The organism is Salipiger abyssi (genome assembly GCF_017311415.1).
Classification (GTDB): domain Bacteria; phylum Pseudomonadota; class Alphaproteobacteria; order Rhodobacterales; family Rhodobacteraceae; genus Salipiger; species Salipiger abyssi_A.
Map to the genome: position 1 here is coordinate 261760 of NZ_JAEKIS010000007.1, position 14862 is coordinate 276621.

Consider the following 14862-nt stretch of genomic DNA (forward strand, 5'->3'; position numbering starts at 1 on the left):
CATGTGGGCGCGGCTCGGCATACCGATTCTGGCGCTGGCTGCGCTTTGTTCCTGCGAGGAAGCCCCGCAGGACGAGGCGCCCTTTGTGCCGGAATATGCGGGGGTCGAGACGCGGCTGCTCGACGGGGATCTGGTGAACTTCTTCGTCGAGATGCGCGGCGCCCGGGATGCGGGCGACGTGGAAGATTACGCGCGTTGTGCTGCGGCGCAGTATGCGCTGATCCGCGGCTACGGATTTGCGCGGCATCTGCGCACGAATGTCGCGCAAGAGGGTGGCCTCTGGCGCGGAGATGCTGTTTACACGATCTCGGCGGCGCTGCCCCGAGGGCTCAAGACCATCGACGCGGAAGTCGTCGCTCTGGCCTGTGCCGAGAACGGAATACCGATGGTGTGAGGGACACTTGATGGCAGACTTCTTTACCAACACCGGCCTTGGAATCGCTCTCGTCATAGTCGGGCAGATCCTGCTGGTTCTCGTCCCGCTTCTCGTGGCGCTGGCCTTTCTGATGTATATGGACCGCAAGGTCTGGGCCGCCGTGCAGATGCGGCGCGGCCCCAACGTCGTGGGTGTCTTCGGCGTGCTGCAAAGCTTTGCGGACTTTCTGAAATACATCGTCAAGGAGGTGGTGTTTCCGGCGGGCGCCGACAAGGTCGTGTTCCTGCTGGCGCCGATGATCTCGCTGGTGATGGCCTTCATCGCCTGGGCGGTGATTCCCTTCAATGACGGCTGGGTGGTCGCCGATATCAACGTCGCGATCCTCTACATCTTCGCCATCTCCTCACTCGAGGTTTACGGCGTGATCATGGGCGGCTGGGCGTCGAACTCGAAATACCCGTTCCTCGGCTCGCTGCGCTCCGCCGCGCAGATGATTTCTTACGAGGTGTCCATCGGTCTGATCATCATCGGCGTGATCATCTCCACCGGTTCGATGAACCTGACCGACATCGTGCATGCGCAGGACGGGGCGGGGCTCCTGTCCTGGTACTGGCTGCCGCATTTCCCGATGGTCTTCCTGTTCTTCATCTCGGCGCTGGCCGAGACCAACCGCCCGCCCTTCGACCTTCCCGAAGCGGAATCCGAGCTGGTGGCCGGCTATCAGGTGGAATATTCCGCGACGCCCTTCCTGCTCTTCATGATCGGCGAACTGACCGCCGTGGTGCTGATGTGCGCGCTGGTCTCGCTGCTGTTCTTCGGCGGCTGGCTGTCGCCGATCCCGGGCCTGCCCGACGGCATCCTGTGGATGGTCCTCAAGATGGTGTTCTTCTTCTTCATCTTCGCGATGGTGAAGGCGATCACCCCCCGCTACCGCTATGACCAGCTGATGCGGCTGGGCTGGAAAGTCTTCCTGCCCTTCAGCCTCGTCTGGGTGGTCTTCGTCTCCTTCGCAGCAAAATTCGGCTGGTTCTGGGGTGTGTTCACCCGCTGGACCACAGGAGTTTAAGCCATGACCCAAATCGACTACGGTCGCGCCGCGAAATACTTTCTGCTGGCGGATTTCATCAAAGGCTTCGCGCTGGGGATGAAGTATTTCTTCGCGCCCAAGCCGACGCTGAACTATCCGCACGAGAAAGGCCCGCTGAGCCCGCGTTTCCGCGGCGAGCACGCGCTGCGCCGCTACCCCAACGGGGAAGAGCGCTGCATCGCCTGCAAGCTCTGCGAGGCGATCTGCCCGGCGCAGGCCATCACCATCGACGCGGAACCGCGTGACGACGGCTCGCGCCGCACCACGCGCTACGACATCGACATGACGAAATGCATCTATTGCGGCTTCTGCCAGGAAGCCTGCCCGGTGGATGCCATCGTCGAGGGGCCGAATTTCGAGTTCTCCACCGAGACCCGCGAAGAGCTGTTCTACGACAAGCAGAAACTGCTCGAGAACGGCGAGCGCTGGGAAGCCGAGATCGCCCGCAACCTGGAGCTGGACGCACCTTACCGATGAGCCACGCCACGCCGCAGACCGACGCCTGCGCGACAGGCCGCCGCTTTCCCGGGCAGACCGGGGTGGCGGGCGGGCTGCGCGCGCGGCATCTGCGGAACGCGGCGGGCCGCGTGCCTGGGCGGATCGGAGCGGAAGACGGGGAGGGGACCGCATGAGCGAATCCAAGACGCCTTTCGAGCTGATGATGGGCCAGGCGCATGAGATGGCGCGGGCCTTCAATCCGGCGCTGGAGAGCTTCAGCCCCAAGGGGTTCGAGAAACTCTGGCCGACCATGCCCAAGGACGTCATGGAGTTCTGGTTCGGGCGCGGTCTCTCGAAAGAGGGGCTCGACGCCAAGACCCGGCTGCTCTTGACGCTTGCGGGGTTGACGATGCAGGGCGCTCAGGCCGATACGCCGGTGCGCATGACGGTGCGCCACCTGCTCGAAGCCGGTGCCACCAAGGACGAGATCGCCGAGACCATCGCACAGATGTCGATGTTCGCTGGAATACCCGCCATGACCCGCGCCATGGAACTTGCGCGCGAGGTCATGGAAGACAACAAGGATGACGAAGCATGACCGTGTTCGCCTTCTACCTCTTTGCCCTTTGCGTCATCGTCGGGGGGCTTTTCACGGTGATCAGCCGCAATCCGGTGCATTCGGTGCTCTGGCTGATCCTGGCCTTCCTGAGCTCCGCCGGGCTCTTCGTGCTCCTCGGCGCCGAGTTCGTGGCGATGCTGCTGATCATCGTCTATGTCGGCGCGGTGGCGGTGCTCTTCCTCTTCGTGGTGATGATGCTCGACGTGGATTTCGCCGAGCTGCGCGCGGGGATGGCGAAATACATGCCGCTGGCGCTGCTGATCGGGCTGGTCTTCCTGATGGAGCTGGGCATGGCCTTCGGCGCCTGGGAAACCTCCGAGATGGCGGCGACGCAGCTCTCGGCACCGGCGCCGGCGGATGTGCAGAACACCGCCGCGCTCGGCGTGCTGCTCTATGACCGTTACTTCCTGCTGTTCCAGCTTGCCGGGCTCATCCTGCTGGTCGCCATGATCGGCGCCATCGTGCTTACCCTGCGCCACCGCACCGACGTCAAGCGCCAGAACGTGCTGGCGCAGATGTGGCGCGACCCGGCCAAGTCGATGGAGCTGAAGGACGTGAAACCGGGGCAGGGGCTCTAGGCCTCCGCCCGCCCCGGACCCGATCCGGGGCCTACTCCGGGCACGACCTGGGGCCTCCCGCCAGCGATGGCGGGCACCGAAAGAGACAGGGGCTCTTACCGGCCCCGGAAGAAGACAATTGCCCCCAAAGGGGCAGGGATAGGGACAGCGATGAGCGTAGCCAGTTGGATAGCCATCTTTTTCGCGGGGATCTTCGTTCCCGTCGTCCTGGGAATACGTCAATCGCGGCGTCGGAACGGAGATCTCAGATGATCGGACTTGAACATTACCTGACAGTGGCGGCGGTGCTGTTCGTCACCGGCATTTTCGGGATCTTCCTGAACCGGAAGAACGTGATCATCCTGCTGATGAGCATCGAGCTCATCCTGCTCTCGGTGAACATCAATTTCGTGGCCTTCTCCTCCTATCTGGGGGATCTCGCGGGCCAGGTCTTCACGCTCTTCGTCCTGACCGTGGCCGCCGCCGAGGCCGCCATCGGCCTCGCGATCCTCGTCTGCTTCTTCCGCAACCGCGGCTCCATCGCCGTGGAAGACGTCAACGTGATGAAAGGCTGATCCGACATGGAGACGATCATTCTCTTCGCCCCGCTCGTGGGCGCCATCGTCGGGGGCTTCGGCTGGAAGTTCATCGGCGAGAAAGGGGCCCAGTGGGTCACCACCGGGCTGCTGTTCCTCGCCTGTATCCTGTCCTGGATCGTGTTCCTGACGCTGGGCGACGCGCATACCGTCTCGCTCTTCCGTTTCATCGAGAGTGGCACGCTTTCCACCGAATGGGCGATCCGCGTCGACCGGCTGACCGCGATCATGCTGATCGTGGTGACCACGGTCTCGGCGCTCGTGCACCTCTACAGCTTCGGCTACATGGCGCATGACCCGCAGTTCGAGCACACGCCCTACAGGGCGCGTTTCTTCGCCTATCTGTCGCTCTTCACCTTCGCCATGCTGGCGCTGGTGACCTCCGACAACCTGGTGCAGATGTTCTTCGGCTGGGAGGGCGTGGGTCTCGCCTCCTACCTGCTGATCGGCTTCTACTACAAGAAACCCTCGGCCAACGCCGCCGCGATCAAGGCCTTCGTGGTCAACCGGGTCGGCGATTTCGGCTTCGCGCTGGGGATCTTCGCGCTGTTCTTCCTCACCGACAGCATCCAGTTCGACCAGATCTTCAACGAGATCCCGCGCATCGCGGAAACCCAGATCACCTTCCTCTGGACCGACTGGAACGCCGCCAACCTGATCGCCTTCCTGCTCTTCGTGGGCGCGATGGGGAAATCGGCGCAGCTCTTCCTGCACACCTGGCTGCCGGACGCGATGGAAGGCCCGACGCCCGTTTCGGCACTGATCCACGCCGCCACCATGGTGACGGCGGGCGTGTTCCTCGTCTGCCGCATGTCGCCGCTGATGGAATACGCGCCGCAGGCCACCGCCTTCATCACCTTCCTCGGTGCCACCACGGCCTTTGTCGCCGCGACCATCGGTCTGGTGCAGACCGACATCAAGCGCGTGATCGCCTATTCCACCATGTCGCAGCTCGGCTACATGTTCGTGGCCGCCGGTGTCGGCGTCTATTCGGCGGCGATGTTCCACCTGCTGACCCACGCTTTCTTCAAGGCGATGCTGTTCCTCGGCGCCGGCTCGGTCATCCACGCGATGCATCACGAGCAGGACATGCGGAACTACGGCGCGCTGCGCAAAAAGGTGCCCTTCACCTTCTGGGCGATGATGATCGGCACGCTGGCGATCACCGGGGTGGGCATTCCGCTCTCGGGCTGGGTCGGCTTTGCCGGCTTCGTCTCCAAGGATGCGATCATCGAAAGCTCCTGGGCGGGCACCGAGGGCGGCTATGCCTTCTGGATGCTGGTCATCGCGGCGCTTTTCACCTCCTTCTACTCCTGGCGGCTGATGTTCCTGACCTTCTACGGCAAGGCACGGGGCGACAAGCACACCCATGAGCACGCGCATGAAAGCCCGAAGGTCATGCTGATCCCGCTGGGCGTTCTGGCCATCGGCGCGGTGTTCTCCGGCATGGTGTTCTACAAGGCCTTCTTCGGCGATCACGACAAGGTGCTGAGCTTCTTCGGCATGCCCGCGCATCACGCCGAGGCCAGCGAAGCGGGCCACGGCACCGAGACCGCCGCCGCCGGCCATGGCGAAGAGGCTGCGCAAGCGGCCGATGAGCCGGCCACCGAGGAGGCCGCCACGGAAGAGACCGCCGCCGCCGACACGGAGGAGGGCGCAGAGCCCGCCGCCGAGGACGCCGAGGCCCATGCCGCGACCGGGCTCGACTACGGGGCGATCTACATGGCCCCCGACAACGAGGTCATGGACGAGGCGCACCACGCTCCGGTCTGGGTGAAACTCTCGCCCTTCATCGCCATGGTGCTGGGCTTCGTGGTCGCCTACTGGTTCTACATCGTGAACCCGGTGCTGCCGCGCAAGCTCGCCGAGCAGCAGCGTCCGCTCTACCTGTTCCTGCTGAACAAGTGGTATTTCGACGAGGCCTATGACTTCCTCTTCGTGCGCCCCGCCAAGGCGGTGGGCCGCTTCTTCTGGAGGCGCGGCGACGGCAATGTCATCGACGGCACCATCAACGGTGTCGCCATGGGGATCATCCCCTTCTTCACCAAACTCGCGGGACGCGCGCAGTCCGGCTACATCTTCACTTACGCCTTCGCCATGGTGATCGGGATCGCGATCCTGGTGACCTGGATGTCGATCCTCGGAGGGGCCCACTAATGGATAACCTGCTGTCCATCGTCACCTTCCTGCCCGCGCTCGCGGCGCTGATCCTCGCGCTGTTCCTGCGCGGCGGAGACGCCGCGGCGGACCGGAACGCCAAGTGGCTGGCGATGATCGCCACCTCGGCGACCTTCGTGATCTCGCTCTTCATCCTGTTCCAGTTCGACACCTCGGAGACCGGTTTCCAGATGGTCGAAGAGGGAAGCTGGATCATGGGGATGAACTACAAGATGGGCGTCGACGGCATCTCGGTGCTCTTCGTGATGCTCACCACCTTCATGATGCCGCTGACCATCCTCGCAAGCTGGGACGTAAAGACCCGCGTCAAGGAATACATGATCGCCTTCCTGCTGCTGGAAACGCTGATGCTCGGCGTGTTCATGGCGCTGGATCTGGTGCTGTTCTACCTGTTCTTCGAGGCGGGCCTGATCCCGATGTTCCTGATCATCGGCATCTGGGGCGGCAAGAACCGCATCTATGCGAGCTTCAAGTTCTTCCTCTACACCTTCCTCGGCTCGGTGCTGATGCTGGTGGCCATGGTGGCGATGTATGCCGATGCCGGCACCACCGACATCCCGACGCTGCTGGCGCATGAATTCGCCTTCGCCGATTTCGAGGTGCTGGGCATCCATATCGTCGGCGGCATGCAGACCATGCTGTGGCTGGCGTTCTTCGCCAGCTTCGCGGTCAAGATGCCGATGTGGCCGGTGCATACCTGGCTGCCCGACGCGCACGTTCAGGCGCCCACCGCGGGCTCTGTCGTGCTGGCGGCGATCCTGCTGAAGATGGGCGGCTACGGCTTCCTGCGCTTCTCGCTGCCGATGTTCCCGGTGGGCTCCGAGGTCATGGCGCCGCTGGTCTTCTGGATGTCGGCCATCGCCATCGTCTACACCTCGCTGGTGGCGCTGGTGCAGGAGGACATGAAGAAGCTCATCGCCTATTCGTCGGTTGCCCACATGGGCTATGTGACCATGGGCATCTTTGCCGCCAACCAGCAGGGCGTCGACGGCGCGATCTTCCAGATGATCAGCCACGGCTTTGTCTCGGGCGCGCTCTTCCTCTGCGTGGGCGTGATCTACGACCGCATGCACACCCGCGAGATCGACGCCTATGGCGGCCTGGTGAACCGCATGCCGGCCTATGCGCTGATCTTCATGCTCTTCACCATGGCCAATGTCGGCCTGCCCGGCACCTCCGGCTTCATCGGCGAATTCCTGACGCTGATGGGGATCTTCCAGGTCAACACCTGGGTGGCGGCGGTCGCGGCCTCCGGCGTGATCTTCTCGGCGGCCTATGCGCTCTGGCTCTACCGCCGGGTGGTCTTTGGCGATCTCATCAAGGAGAGCCTCAAGACCATCCAGGACATGACCGCCCGCGAGAAATGGATCTTTGCGCCGCTGGTGGTGATGACGCTCTGGCTGGGGGTCTATCCCTCCGCCGCGCTTGATATCATCGGGCCCTCGGTCGAGGCGCTTGTGGACAATTACGATACGGCCATCGCGGCCGCCGATCTCGGCGGACCGGTTGTGGCCGAAGCCAACCACTAAGGGGGCGGGATATGATCTCGGCTGATCTGAACATCATCCTTCCGGAGATCGTGCTGGCGGTCTGGGCCATGCTGGCGCTGGTCGGCGCGGTCTATACCGGCAAGGACAAGATGGCCACGGCTCTGGTCTGGGCCAGCGCCGCGCTCTTCCTGCTCGTGGCGATCTGGATCGGGACCACCGGCAGCGGCGACCGCGCCGCCTTCTCGGGCATGTTCATCGACGATGCGTTCTCGCGCTTCGCCAAGGTGGTGATCCTGGTCTCGGCGGCGGCGGTGCTGCTGATGGGCGAGGGCTACATGTCGCGCCACAAGATCCTGCGCTTCGAATACCCGGTGCTGGTGGTGTTGTCGGTCGTCGGCATGATGATGATGGTCTCGGCGGGCGATCTGATGTCGCTCTATATGGGGCTGGAGCTGCAATCGCTGGCGCTCTACGTGGTCGCCTCGCTGCGCCGCGACAGCGAGCGCTCCACCGAAGCCGGCCTGAAATATTTCGTGCTGGGCGCGCTCAGCTCGGGCCTGCTGCTCTACGGCGCCTCGCTGACCTACGGTTTCGCCGGCACCACGCTGTTCTCGGGCATCATCGCCGCGGCGACCGAGGGGCATCTGTCGCTCGGCGTGCTGATCGGCCTCGTGATGATGATGGCGGGTCTGGCCTTCAAGGTCTCTGCCGTGCCGTTCCACATGTGGACGCCCGACGTCTACGAAGGCTCGCCGACCCCGGTCACCGCCTTCTTCGCCACCGCGCCGAAAGTGGCGGCCATGGGGCTTTTCGCCCGGCTGCTGTTTGACGCCTTCGGCGGCGCCGTTGCCGACTGGAGCCAAGTCGTGGCGCTCTTGTCGCTGCTCTCGATGTTCCTGGGCTCGGTCGCGGCGATCGGCCAGCGCGACATCAAGCGCCTGATGGCCTATTCCTCGATCACCCATATGGGCTATGCGCTGATGGGGCTGGCCTCGGGCACCGAGTTCGGCGTGCAGGCGATGCTGGTCTATATGGCGATCTACGTGACGATGAACGTGGGCACCTTCGCCTTCATCCTGTCGATGACCCATGAGGGCGAGCCGGTGACCGATATCCGCGCGCTCGGCATGTATTCGAAGAAAGAGCCGGGCCGGGCGCTGGCGATGCTAGTGCTGCTGTTCTCGCTCGCCGGCGTGCCGCCGCTGGTCGGTTTCTTCGGCAAGCTCTACGTGCTTCAGGCGGCCTATGGCGCCGGGCTCGTCTGGCTGGCGGTGGCCGGTGTGATCGCGTCGGTGATCGGCGCGTTCTACTACCTGCGCATCGTCTACTACATGTATTTCGGCGAAGACCGCGAGGACGCGCTGGATGCCGGCGGCTCGCCGCTGCTCTGGGGCCTTCTGATGGCCTCGGCCGCGATCATGGTGGTGGGCGTGGTGAACCTCTTCGGGGTCGAGGGCGCCGCGGCGGCTGCGGCGGCGACGCTTGTCAACTGACGCCCGGTTTCGGGCGATGTCCTGTGGTGACGCGCCTCTGGCGCGTCGCCTTTTTTGTAGGGGCGCCAGAGGCGCCCGTGCCTCCGGCGGGGATATTTTCAGCCAATGGAAACCATGGGGCGTCGCCTGAGATGAGCTGGCCTGCGGGATACGGGCGGCGGGTGCTGGCGGAGGTGGACAGCACCAATGCCGAGGCTGCGCGGCTGGCCGGATCGCTGCCCGGGCCGGAATGGATCTGCGCGCTGCGCCAGACCGCCGGGCGCGGACGGCGCGGGCGGGCCTGGGCCAATCCGGAAGGGAACTTCTCGGCGACGCTGCTGCTGATGCCGCGCGAGGCGCCGCAGGTGGTGGCGCTGCGCAGCTTCGTCTCGTCTCTGGCGCTTTACGATGCCTTCGCGCTGGCCACGGGCCGCATCGAGGGGCTGTCGCTGAAATGGCCCAATGACGTGCTGCTGAACGGCGGCAAGGTGGCGGGGATCCTGCTGGAGAGCCTCGGCCCGCGTCGCGGCGTGGCGCATCTGGCCATCGGCTTCGGCGTGAACCTGGCGGTGGCACCCGGCGCGGGCGAGGTCGAGCCTGGGGCGGTCAGGCCGGTCTCGCTGCTCTCGGAGACCGGGATCTCCGTGGCGCCGGAGGCGTTTCTCGACCTGCTCGCCAGTGCCTATGCGGAGCACGAGGCGCGCTTTGTCACCTACGGGTTTGCGCCGCTGCGCGAGGCCTGGCTGGCCCGGGCGGCGCGGCTGGGCGAGGAGATCACCGCGCGCACCGGCACAACCGAGATCGTGGGCCGCTTCGAGACCGTGGACGAGGCGGGCAACCTGATCCTGGCGACGCGGGCGGGCCGGCAGGCCATCGCCGCGGCGGATGTGTTCTTCTGAGGAGGGGGCGGCCATGCTTCTGGCCATTGATTGCGGCAATACCAACACCGTCTTTTCGATCTGGGACGGCACGAAGTTCCTCGCCACCTGGCGCACCTCGACGGAGCATCAGCGCACGGCAGACCAGTATTACGTCTGGCTTTCGACGCTGATGAATATCCACAAGATCGAGGCCGATATCACCGAGATGATCATTTCCTCGACGGTGCCGCGCGTGGTGTTCAACCTGCGGGTTCTGGCGGATCGTTATTTCAACACGCGGCCCTATGTGGTGGGCAAGCCCGACTGCCGGCTGCCGGTGGCGGTGCGGGTCGATGCGGGCACCGCCGTGGGGCCGGACCGGCTGGTCAATACCGTGGCCGGCTACGACCTCTATGGCGGCGACCTGATCGTGGTCGATTTCGGCACCGCCACCACCTTCGACGTGGTGGCGAGCGACGGCGCCTATGTGGGCGGCGTGATCGCGCCGGGGGTGAACCTCAGCCTGGAGGCGCTGCACCAGGCCGCCGCTGCGCTGCCGCATGTGGACATCACCAAGCCGCAGCGCGTGGTCGGCACCAACACCGTCGCCTGTATGCAATCGGGCGTGTTCTGGGGCTATGTCGGCCTCGTGAGAGAAATTTGCGACCGCATCAAGGGCGAGCGAGACCGCCCGATGAAGGTCATATCGACAGGCGGGCTGGCGCCGCTCTTCCAGCAATCCGAGGACCTGTTCGACGAATGGGTCGATGAACTGACCATGCACGGTCTGACAGTCATACATGACTATAATAAAAGACAGGAAACATCATGAGTAACGAGCGGATCATCTATCTGCCCCTGGGCGGCGCCGGCGAGATCGGCATGAACTGCTATGTCTACGGCTATGGCAAGCCGGGCGAGGAACGGCTGATCGTGGTCGATCTGGGCGTCGCCTTCCCGGACATGGATACCACGCCGGGGGTCGACATCATCTTTGCCGATATCGCCTGGCTGGTGGAGAACCGCGCGCGCATCGAGGCGGTGTTCATCACCCATGCGCATGAGGACCATGTGGGCGCGGTGGGCCATTGCTTTGAACGGCTGGGGGCGCCGATCTATGCCCGCGCCTTCACCGCCAATATCGCGCGCGGCAAGCTGGCGGAATACGGGCTCTCCGAGGACACCGTGCGCACCGCGTCGAAATGGCCCGAGACGATCAAGGCCGGCCCCTTCACCGTCGGCTTCCTGCCGATCTCGCATTCGATCCCCGAAAGCTCCGGGCTGGTGATCGACACGCCGCAGGGGCGGCTGATCCATACCGGCGATTTCAAGCTCGACGCGCAGCCGCTGGTGGGCGAGGCCTTTGACCCGGATCTCTGGGCCGAGGTTTCGGCGCCCGGCGTGCGGGCGCTGATCTGCGATTCCACCAATGTGTTCTCGCCCAACCCGGGGCGCTCGGAGGTCGAGGTCGGACCGGAGATCGAGAAACTGGTTGCCGGCGCGCCGCAGCTGGTGGTGGCGACGACCTTTGCCTCCAACGTGGCGCGGGTGAAGACGCTGGCCGATGCCGGCTCCAAGGCCGGGCGCTCGATCTGCCTTTTGGGCCGGGCGATGCGGCGGATGATCGAGGCGGCGATCGAGACCGGCGTGCTGACCGGCTTCCCCAGCGTGGTCAGCGTCGAGGATGCCGCCGCGATCCCGCGCGAGAATCTCATGCTGATCGTCACCGGCAGCCAGGGCGAGCGCCGGGCGGCCAGCGCGCAGCTCTCGCGCGGCAAGTATAACGGCATGGAGCTGAAGGAGGGCGATCTGTTCCTGTTCTCCTCCAAGACCATTCCGGGCAACGAAAAGGACGTGATCCGCATCATCAACAATTTCTCCGAGCGCGGCGTCGATGTGGTCGATGACAGCTCGGGAAAATACCACGTTTCGGGCCATGCCAACGGGCCGGATCTGGCGCGTCTGCACGAGATCGTGCAACCGCAGATCGTGGTGCCCATGCATGGCGAGCACCGGCATCTGCGCGAGCATGTGAAGCTGGCCAAATCAAAGGGGCGCGCGGGCGTGCTGGCGGTCAATGGCATGATGATCGACCTGTCCGGCAACGAGCCCACCGTGGCGCAGTGGATCGACGCCGGACGCACCTATCTCGACGGCTCGGTGCAGATCGGCGCCATGGACGGCATCGTGCGCGACCGTATCCGCATGGCGCTCAACGGCCATGTGGTGGTGACGGTGATCCTCGACGAGGATGACGAGCCGCTGGGCGAGCCGTGGTGCGAGCTCAAGGGCCTGCCGGAGACCGGGCGCAGCCACGCGCCGCTGGTCGAGGTGCTGGAGGAGGATCTGGCGCAGTTCCTCGGTCGCGCCGGCGACAAGACGCTCACCGATGACGACAAGATCGAGGAAGGCATGCGCCGCATCGTGCGCAACACCGCGCAGAACGAGATCGGCAAGAAGCCCGAGGTCACCGTTGTGGTCAGCCGCCTGAGCTGAGGCGGCGGGCGCGCGGGGCGATGCCCCGCAGGATCGTAGGGTGGGCAATACTGCCCACCGCCCCCAGACTTCGGGAGCGGCGTCTCGGCGCACGTCGTCGGCACTCTCTGGACCCGCCCGTCCCAAGCTCCTAATCTTTGCCGGCAACTCCGCTCGATGCCACCTCCCACGGAGCTCCGGTGCCGCTTTTCCTCCGTTCCTTCCTTTGCGCCGGCCTGACGCTGTTCCTCTTCATCGCCGCACCCTCCACCGCCGAGGAGGCGCGTGCGCTGAAGATCGGGGTGCTCGACTTCATGGGCGAGGATGCGGCGCTGACCCGCTGGGCCGCCACCGGCGACGCGCTCAACGCGGCGCTGCCCGATCATCGCTTCGAGCTGGTGGCCCTCGACATCCCGGCGCTGGAGCGCGCGCTGGAGGCGGGCGCGCTGGATTTCGTCATCACCAATCCCGGCCACTACGCCGCGCTGGAATATCGTTTTCACATTAGCCGCATTGCCACCGCAGATGACGGGGATCCGGTTGCTTCGACCCTGGTGGCCAAGGCCTCGCTGGAGGGTCTCGGCGCGCTGGCCGGCAAACGGCTTGCGGTGGTCTCGCCCGAGGCCTTCGGCGGCTTCCAGGTGATCTGGGACGAGATGGTGTCGGCAGATACCGGCCTGCCGGGACGGGTGGAGCTGGTGGTCACCGGCTTTCCCATGCAGCGCGCCGCCGATGCGGTGCTGGCCGGCGAGGCCGACGCTGCCGTGCTGCGCGGCTGCCTGCTGGAAACCCTGCGCAGCGCTGATCCCGCGCGCTACGGCCCGCTGCACGCGGTGGCTACCAGGCCCGCCGCCGAGACTGACTGTGCAGTCTCCAGCGCTGTCTATCCCGGCTGGCCCTTCGCCAAGACGCCAGCGACCTCTCCTGCGCTCGCCAAACAGGTTGCCGTGGCGCTGCTCAGTATGCAGGAGGGTACCCTCTGGACCGTGCCGCTCGATTACCAGCCGGTGCACGATCTGCTGCGCCGGCTGCGCCTCGGCCCCTATGCACGTACCGGCCCGGTGAGCCTTTCGGATTTCATCGCCGATTACCGCGACTGGCTGATCGCGCTCGCCATCGCGCTGGCCTTCTGGGCGCTCTATTCCGTGCGCATCGAAACGCTGGTGCGCCGCCGTACCAGGGCGCTCGACGCCGCCAATGCTGGGCTGAAACGCGAGATGGCCGAGCGCCGCCGCGCCGAAGAGGCTGACCGGCGGCACCGGCGCGAGCTGGAACATGTGGCCCGCCTGTCGATCCTCGGCGAAATGGCGTCCTCCATCGCGCATGAGCTGAACCAGCCGCTCTCGGCGATCTCCAACTACGCGCAGGGTCTGCGGATGCGGCTGCAAACCGGCAATGGCGCACCGGAAGAGCTCGGCCGCGCTGCGGGCGAGATCGCCGGGCAGGCGGACCGCGCGGCGCTGGTGATCAAGCGCATCCGCGCCTTCGTGCGCAAGCGCGAGGGTACGCGCGCGCCGGTCTCCCTCGCAACGCTCCTGCGCGAGACCGAGGCGCTCTATGAGGGCGTGCTGCGCCGCGCGGGCGTGGCTGCGGAGATGCAGGTGGAGAAGGATCTGCCGGAGGTCATGGCCGACCGGGTGCAGCTCCAGCAGGTGCTGCTGAACCTCGTGCAGAACGCGGTGGATGCCATGGATGACACGGTGCCGGCCGAGCGCCGGATCACCCTGCGCTGCGCATGCCACAGAGACCCCGCGCGGGGGCCGGGGATCTGCCTTTCGGTGCGCGACCGGGGCTGCGGGCTGGGGCCGGAGGCGCTGGACCGCTTCGCCGAAGCCTTCTACACCACCAAGCCGGAGGGCATCGGTCTGGGGCTGGCGCTCAGCCGCTCCATCGTCGAGGCGCATGGCGGCTGGATGCGCGCCGAGACGCCGGAGCAGGGCGACGGTTTGCGCGTGCTGGTCTGGCTGCCGGAAAGGGACGAGGCATGAGCGACGCGGTGATCCATATCGTCGACGACGACCGCGCGGCGCGCGAGGGGCTGGGTTTCCTGCTCTCCTCGCTGGGGCTGAGCGTCGCCGATCACGGCTCGGCGGCGGATCTGCTGGGTCGGCTCGATGACAGTGTGCCGGGGGTGATCCTCGCGGATGTGCGCATGCCGGGCATGACCGGGCTGGAGCTGCTGGACGAGTTGCAGCGCCGGGGCTGCCCGATGCCGGTCATCATGATCACCGGGCACGGGGATGTGCCCATGGCGGTGCGGGCGATGCGCGCGGGGGCGATGGATTTCTTCGAGAAACCGGTCAACGGCATGGCGCTGGTCGAGCGCCTCAACGAGGCGCTGCGTCTGGCGCGCGAGCGCCAGGCTGCGGCGCGGGCGCGGGCGGGGGTGCTGGCCAAGGTCGCCAGCCTGACCGCCCGCGAGGCCGAGGTCGCCCGCGCGGTGATGGCGGGATTGCAGAACAAGCAGATCGCCTTTGAGCTGGGGATCAGCCTGAAGACGGTGGAGATCCACCGTCACAATGCCATGGACAAGCTCGGCGCGGGCAGCGCGGCGGAGCTGGTCCGGCTGCTGGTCGCGGCGGGGTGGGGGGAGTAGGGCGTATTCCGTTGAAAAACTCGTGCTTGATCGCGGTGCCTCTGGCTGATTCAATTCCCTCACTGGGTGGGAGGATCGGCAATGATGGGACCGCGGCAGGAGGCGCAGCCGGCGCTGT

14 protein-coding genes are annotated in these 14862 nt (G+C 65.6%); all 14 read left to right on the forward strand.

Annotated features, from left to right (window positions below; translation table 11 throughout):
- The first annotated feature begins 1 nt into the window (after window position 1).
- The 14 genes from I6N89_RS12355 to I6N89_RS25760 all read left to right on the forward strand — a co-directional run bounded on the left by I6N89_RS12355 (window position 2) and on the right by I6N89_RS25760 (window position 14744).
- Window positions 2-394, forward strand: a complete 393-nt coding sequence (locus I6N89_RS12355) for a hypothetical protein (RefSeq protein ID WP_207018749.1) — start codon at window positions 2-4, stop codon at window positions 392-394.
- Window positions 395-404: 10 nt separating this feature from the next.
- On the forward strand, window positions 405-1442 hold the full coding sequence (nuoH, locus tag I6N89_RS12360) for an NADH-quinone oxidoreductase subunit NuoH (RefSeq protein WP_207018750.1): 1038 nt from the start codon (window positions 405-407) through the stop codon (window positions 1440-1442).
- A 3-nt stretch (window positions 1443-1445) separates the two neighbouring features.
- Complete coding sequence (gene nuoI / locus I6N89_RS12365) at window positions 1446-1940, forward strand: NADH-quinone oxidoreductase subunit NuoI (RefSeq protein WP_076705071.1); 495 nt, start codon at window positions 1446-1448, stop codon at window positions 1938-1940.
- A 151-nt stretch (window positions 1941-2091) separates the two neighbouring features.
- Window positions 2092-2499 (forward strand): carboxymuconolactone decarboxylase family protein, encoded by a 408-nt coding sequence (locus tag I6N89_RS12370; RefSeq protein WP_076705069.1) that lies wholly within the window; start codon window positions 2092-2094, stop codon window positions 2497-2499.
- Window positions 2496-3098 (forward strand): NADH-quinone oxidoreductase subunit J, encoded by a 603-nt coding sequence (locus I6N89_RS12375; RefSeq protein ID WP_076705067.1) that lies wholly within the window; start codon window positions 2496-2498, stop codon window positions 3096-3098. Before I6N89_RS12370 ends, I6N89_RS12375 begins: the two co-directional genes overlap by 4 nt.
- 248 nt (window positions 3099-3346) lie before the next feature.
- Window positions 3347-3652: an NADH-quinone oxidoreductase subunit NuoK gene (gene nuoK / locus I6N89_RS12380; RefSeq protein WP_008884673.1), complete on the forward strand. Its 306-nt coding sequence runs from the start codon at window positions 3347-3349 to the stop codon at window positions 3650-3652.
- Window positions 3653-3658: 6 nt separating this feature from the next.
- Window positions 3659-5830 (forward strand): NADH-quinone oxidoreductase subunit L, encoded by a 2172-nt coding sequence (gene nuoL, locus I6N89_RS12385; RefSeq protein ID WP_207018751.1) that lies wholly within the window; start codon window positions 3659-3661, stop codon window positions 5828-5830.
- The gene (locus tag I6N89_RS12390; protein ID WP_207018752.1) at window positions 5830-7380 is read left to right on the forward strand and encodes an NADH-quinone oxidoreductase subunit M; all 1551 of its coding nucleotides are present in this window, start codon (window positions 5830-5832) and stop codon (window positions 7378-7380) included. Before nuoL ends, I6N89_RS12390 begins: the two co-directional genes overlap by 1 nt.
- A gap of 11 nt (window positions 7381-7391) precedes the next feature.
- Window positions 7392-8834 carry an NADH-quinone oxidoreductase subunit NuoN gene (gene nuoN / locus I6N89_RS12395; RefSeq protein ID WP_207018753.1) on the forward strand — a complete coding sequence of 481 codons (1443 nt, stop codon included), beginning with the start codon at window positions 7392-7394 and terminating at the stop codon, window positions 8832-8834.
- A gap of 131 nt (window positions 8835-8965) precedes the next feature.
- Entirely contained in the window at window positions 8966-9712 is a 747-nt protein-coding gene (locus I6N89_RS12400) for a biotin--[acetyl-CoA-carboxylase] ligase (RefSeq protein ID WP_207018754.1), read from the forward strand.
- A gap of 13 nt (window positions 9713-9725) precedes the next feature.
- Window positions 9726-10505, forward strand: coding sequence for a type III pantothenate kinase (locus I6N89_RS12405; protein ID WP_207018755.1), 780 nt, complete (start codon window positions 9726-9728; stop codon window positions 10503-10505).
- Window positions 10502-12169, forward strand: coding sequence for a ribonuclease J (locus I6N89_RS12410; protein WP_207018756.1), 1668 nt, complete (start codon window positions 10502-10504; stop codon window positions 12167-12169). The genes I6N89_RS12405 and I6N89_RS12410 overlap by 4 nt, the downstream gene beginning before the upstream one ends.
- 179 nt (window positions 12170-12348) lie before the next feature.
- Window positions 12349-14136 (forward strand): sensor histidine kinase, encoded by a 1788-nt coding sequence (locus I6N89_RS12415; RefSeq protein WP_207018757.1) that lies wholly within the window; start codon window positions 12349-12351, stop codon window positions 14134-14136.
- On the forward strand, window positions 14133-14744 hold the full coding sequence (locus tag I6N89_RS25760; protein ID WP_207018758.1) for a response regulator transcription factor: 612 nt from the start codon (window positions 14133-14135) through the stop codon (window positions 14742-14744). Before I6N89_RS12415 ends, I6N89_RS25760 begins: the two co-directional genes overlap by 4 nt.
- Window positions 14745-14862 lie beyond the last annotated feature (118 nt).

Bases quoted from the DNA above. Each gene is read 5' to 3' on its own strand.
- I6N89_RS12355 (WP_207018749.1), top strand. From the start codon at position 2: ATGTGGGCGCGGCTCGGCATACCGATTCTGGCGCTGGCTGCGCTTTGT.
- nuoH (WP_207018750.1), top strand. From the start codon at position 405: ATGGCAGACTTCTTTACCAACACCGGCCTTGGAATCGCTCTCGTCATA.
- nuoI (WP_076705071.1), top strand. From the start codon at position 1,446: ATGACCCAAATCGACTACGGTCGCGCCGCGAAATACTTTCTGCTGGCG.
- I6N89_RS12370 (WP_076705069.1), top strand. From the start codon at position 2,092: ATGAGCGAATCCAAGACGCCTTTCGAGCTGATGATGGGCCAGGCGCAT.
- I6N89_RS12375 (WP_076705067.1), top strand. From the start codon at position 2,496: ATGACCGTGTTCGCCTTCTACCTCTTTGCCCTTTGCGTCATCGTCGGG.
- nuoK (WP_008884673.1), top strand. From the start codon at position 3,347: ATGATCGGACTTGAACATTACCTGACAGTGGCGGCGGTGCTGTTCGTC.
- nuoL (WP_207018751.1), top strand. From the start codon at position 3,659: ATGGAGACGATCATTCTCTTCGCCCCGCTCGTGGGCGCCATCGTCGGG.
- I6N89_RS12390 (WP_207018752.1), top strand. From the start codon at position 5,830: ATGGATAACCTGCTGTCCATCGTCACCTTCCTGCCCGCGCTCGCGGCG.
- nuoN (WP_207018753.1), top strand. From the start codon at position 7,392: ATGATCTCGGCTGATCTGAACATCATCCTTCCGGAGATCGTGCTGGCG.
- I6N89_RS12400 (WP_207018754.1), top strand. From the start codon at position 8,966: ATGAGCTGGCCTGCGGGATACGGGCGGCGGGTGCTGGCGGAGGTGGAC.
- I6N89_RS12405 (WP_207018755.1), top strand. From the start codon at position 9,726: ATGCTTCTGGCCATTGATTGCGGCAATACCAACACCGTCTTTTCGATC.
- I6N89_RS12410 (WP_207018756.1), top strand. From the start codon at position 10,502: ATGAGTAACGAGCGGATCATCTATCTGCCCCTGGGCGGCGCCGGCGAG.
- I6N89_RS25760 (WP_207018758.1), top strand. From the start codon at position 14,133: ATGAGCGACGCGGTGATCCATATCGTCGACGACGACCGCGCGGCGCGC.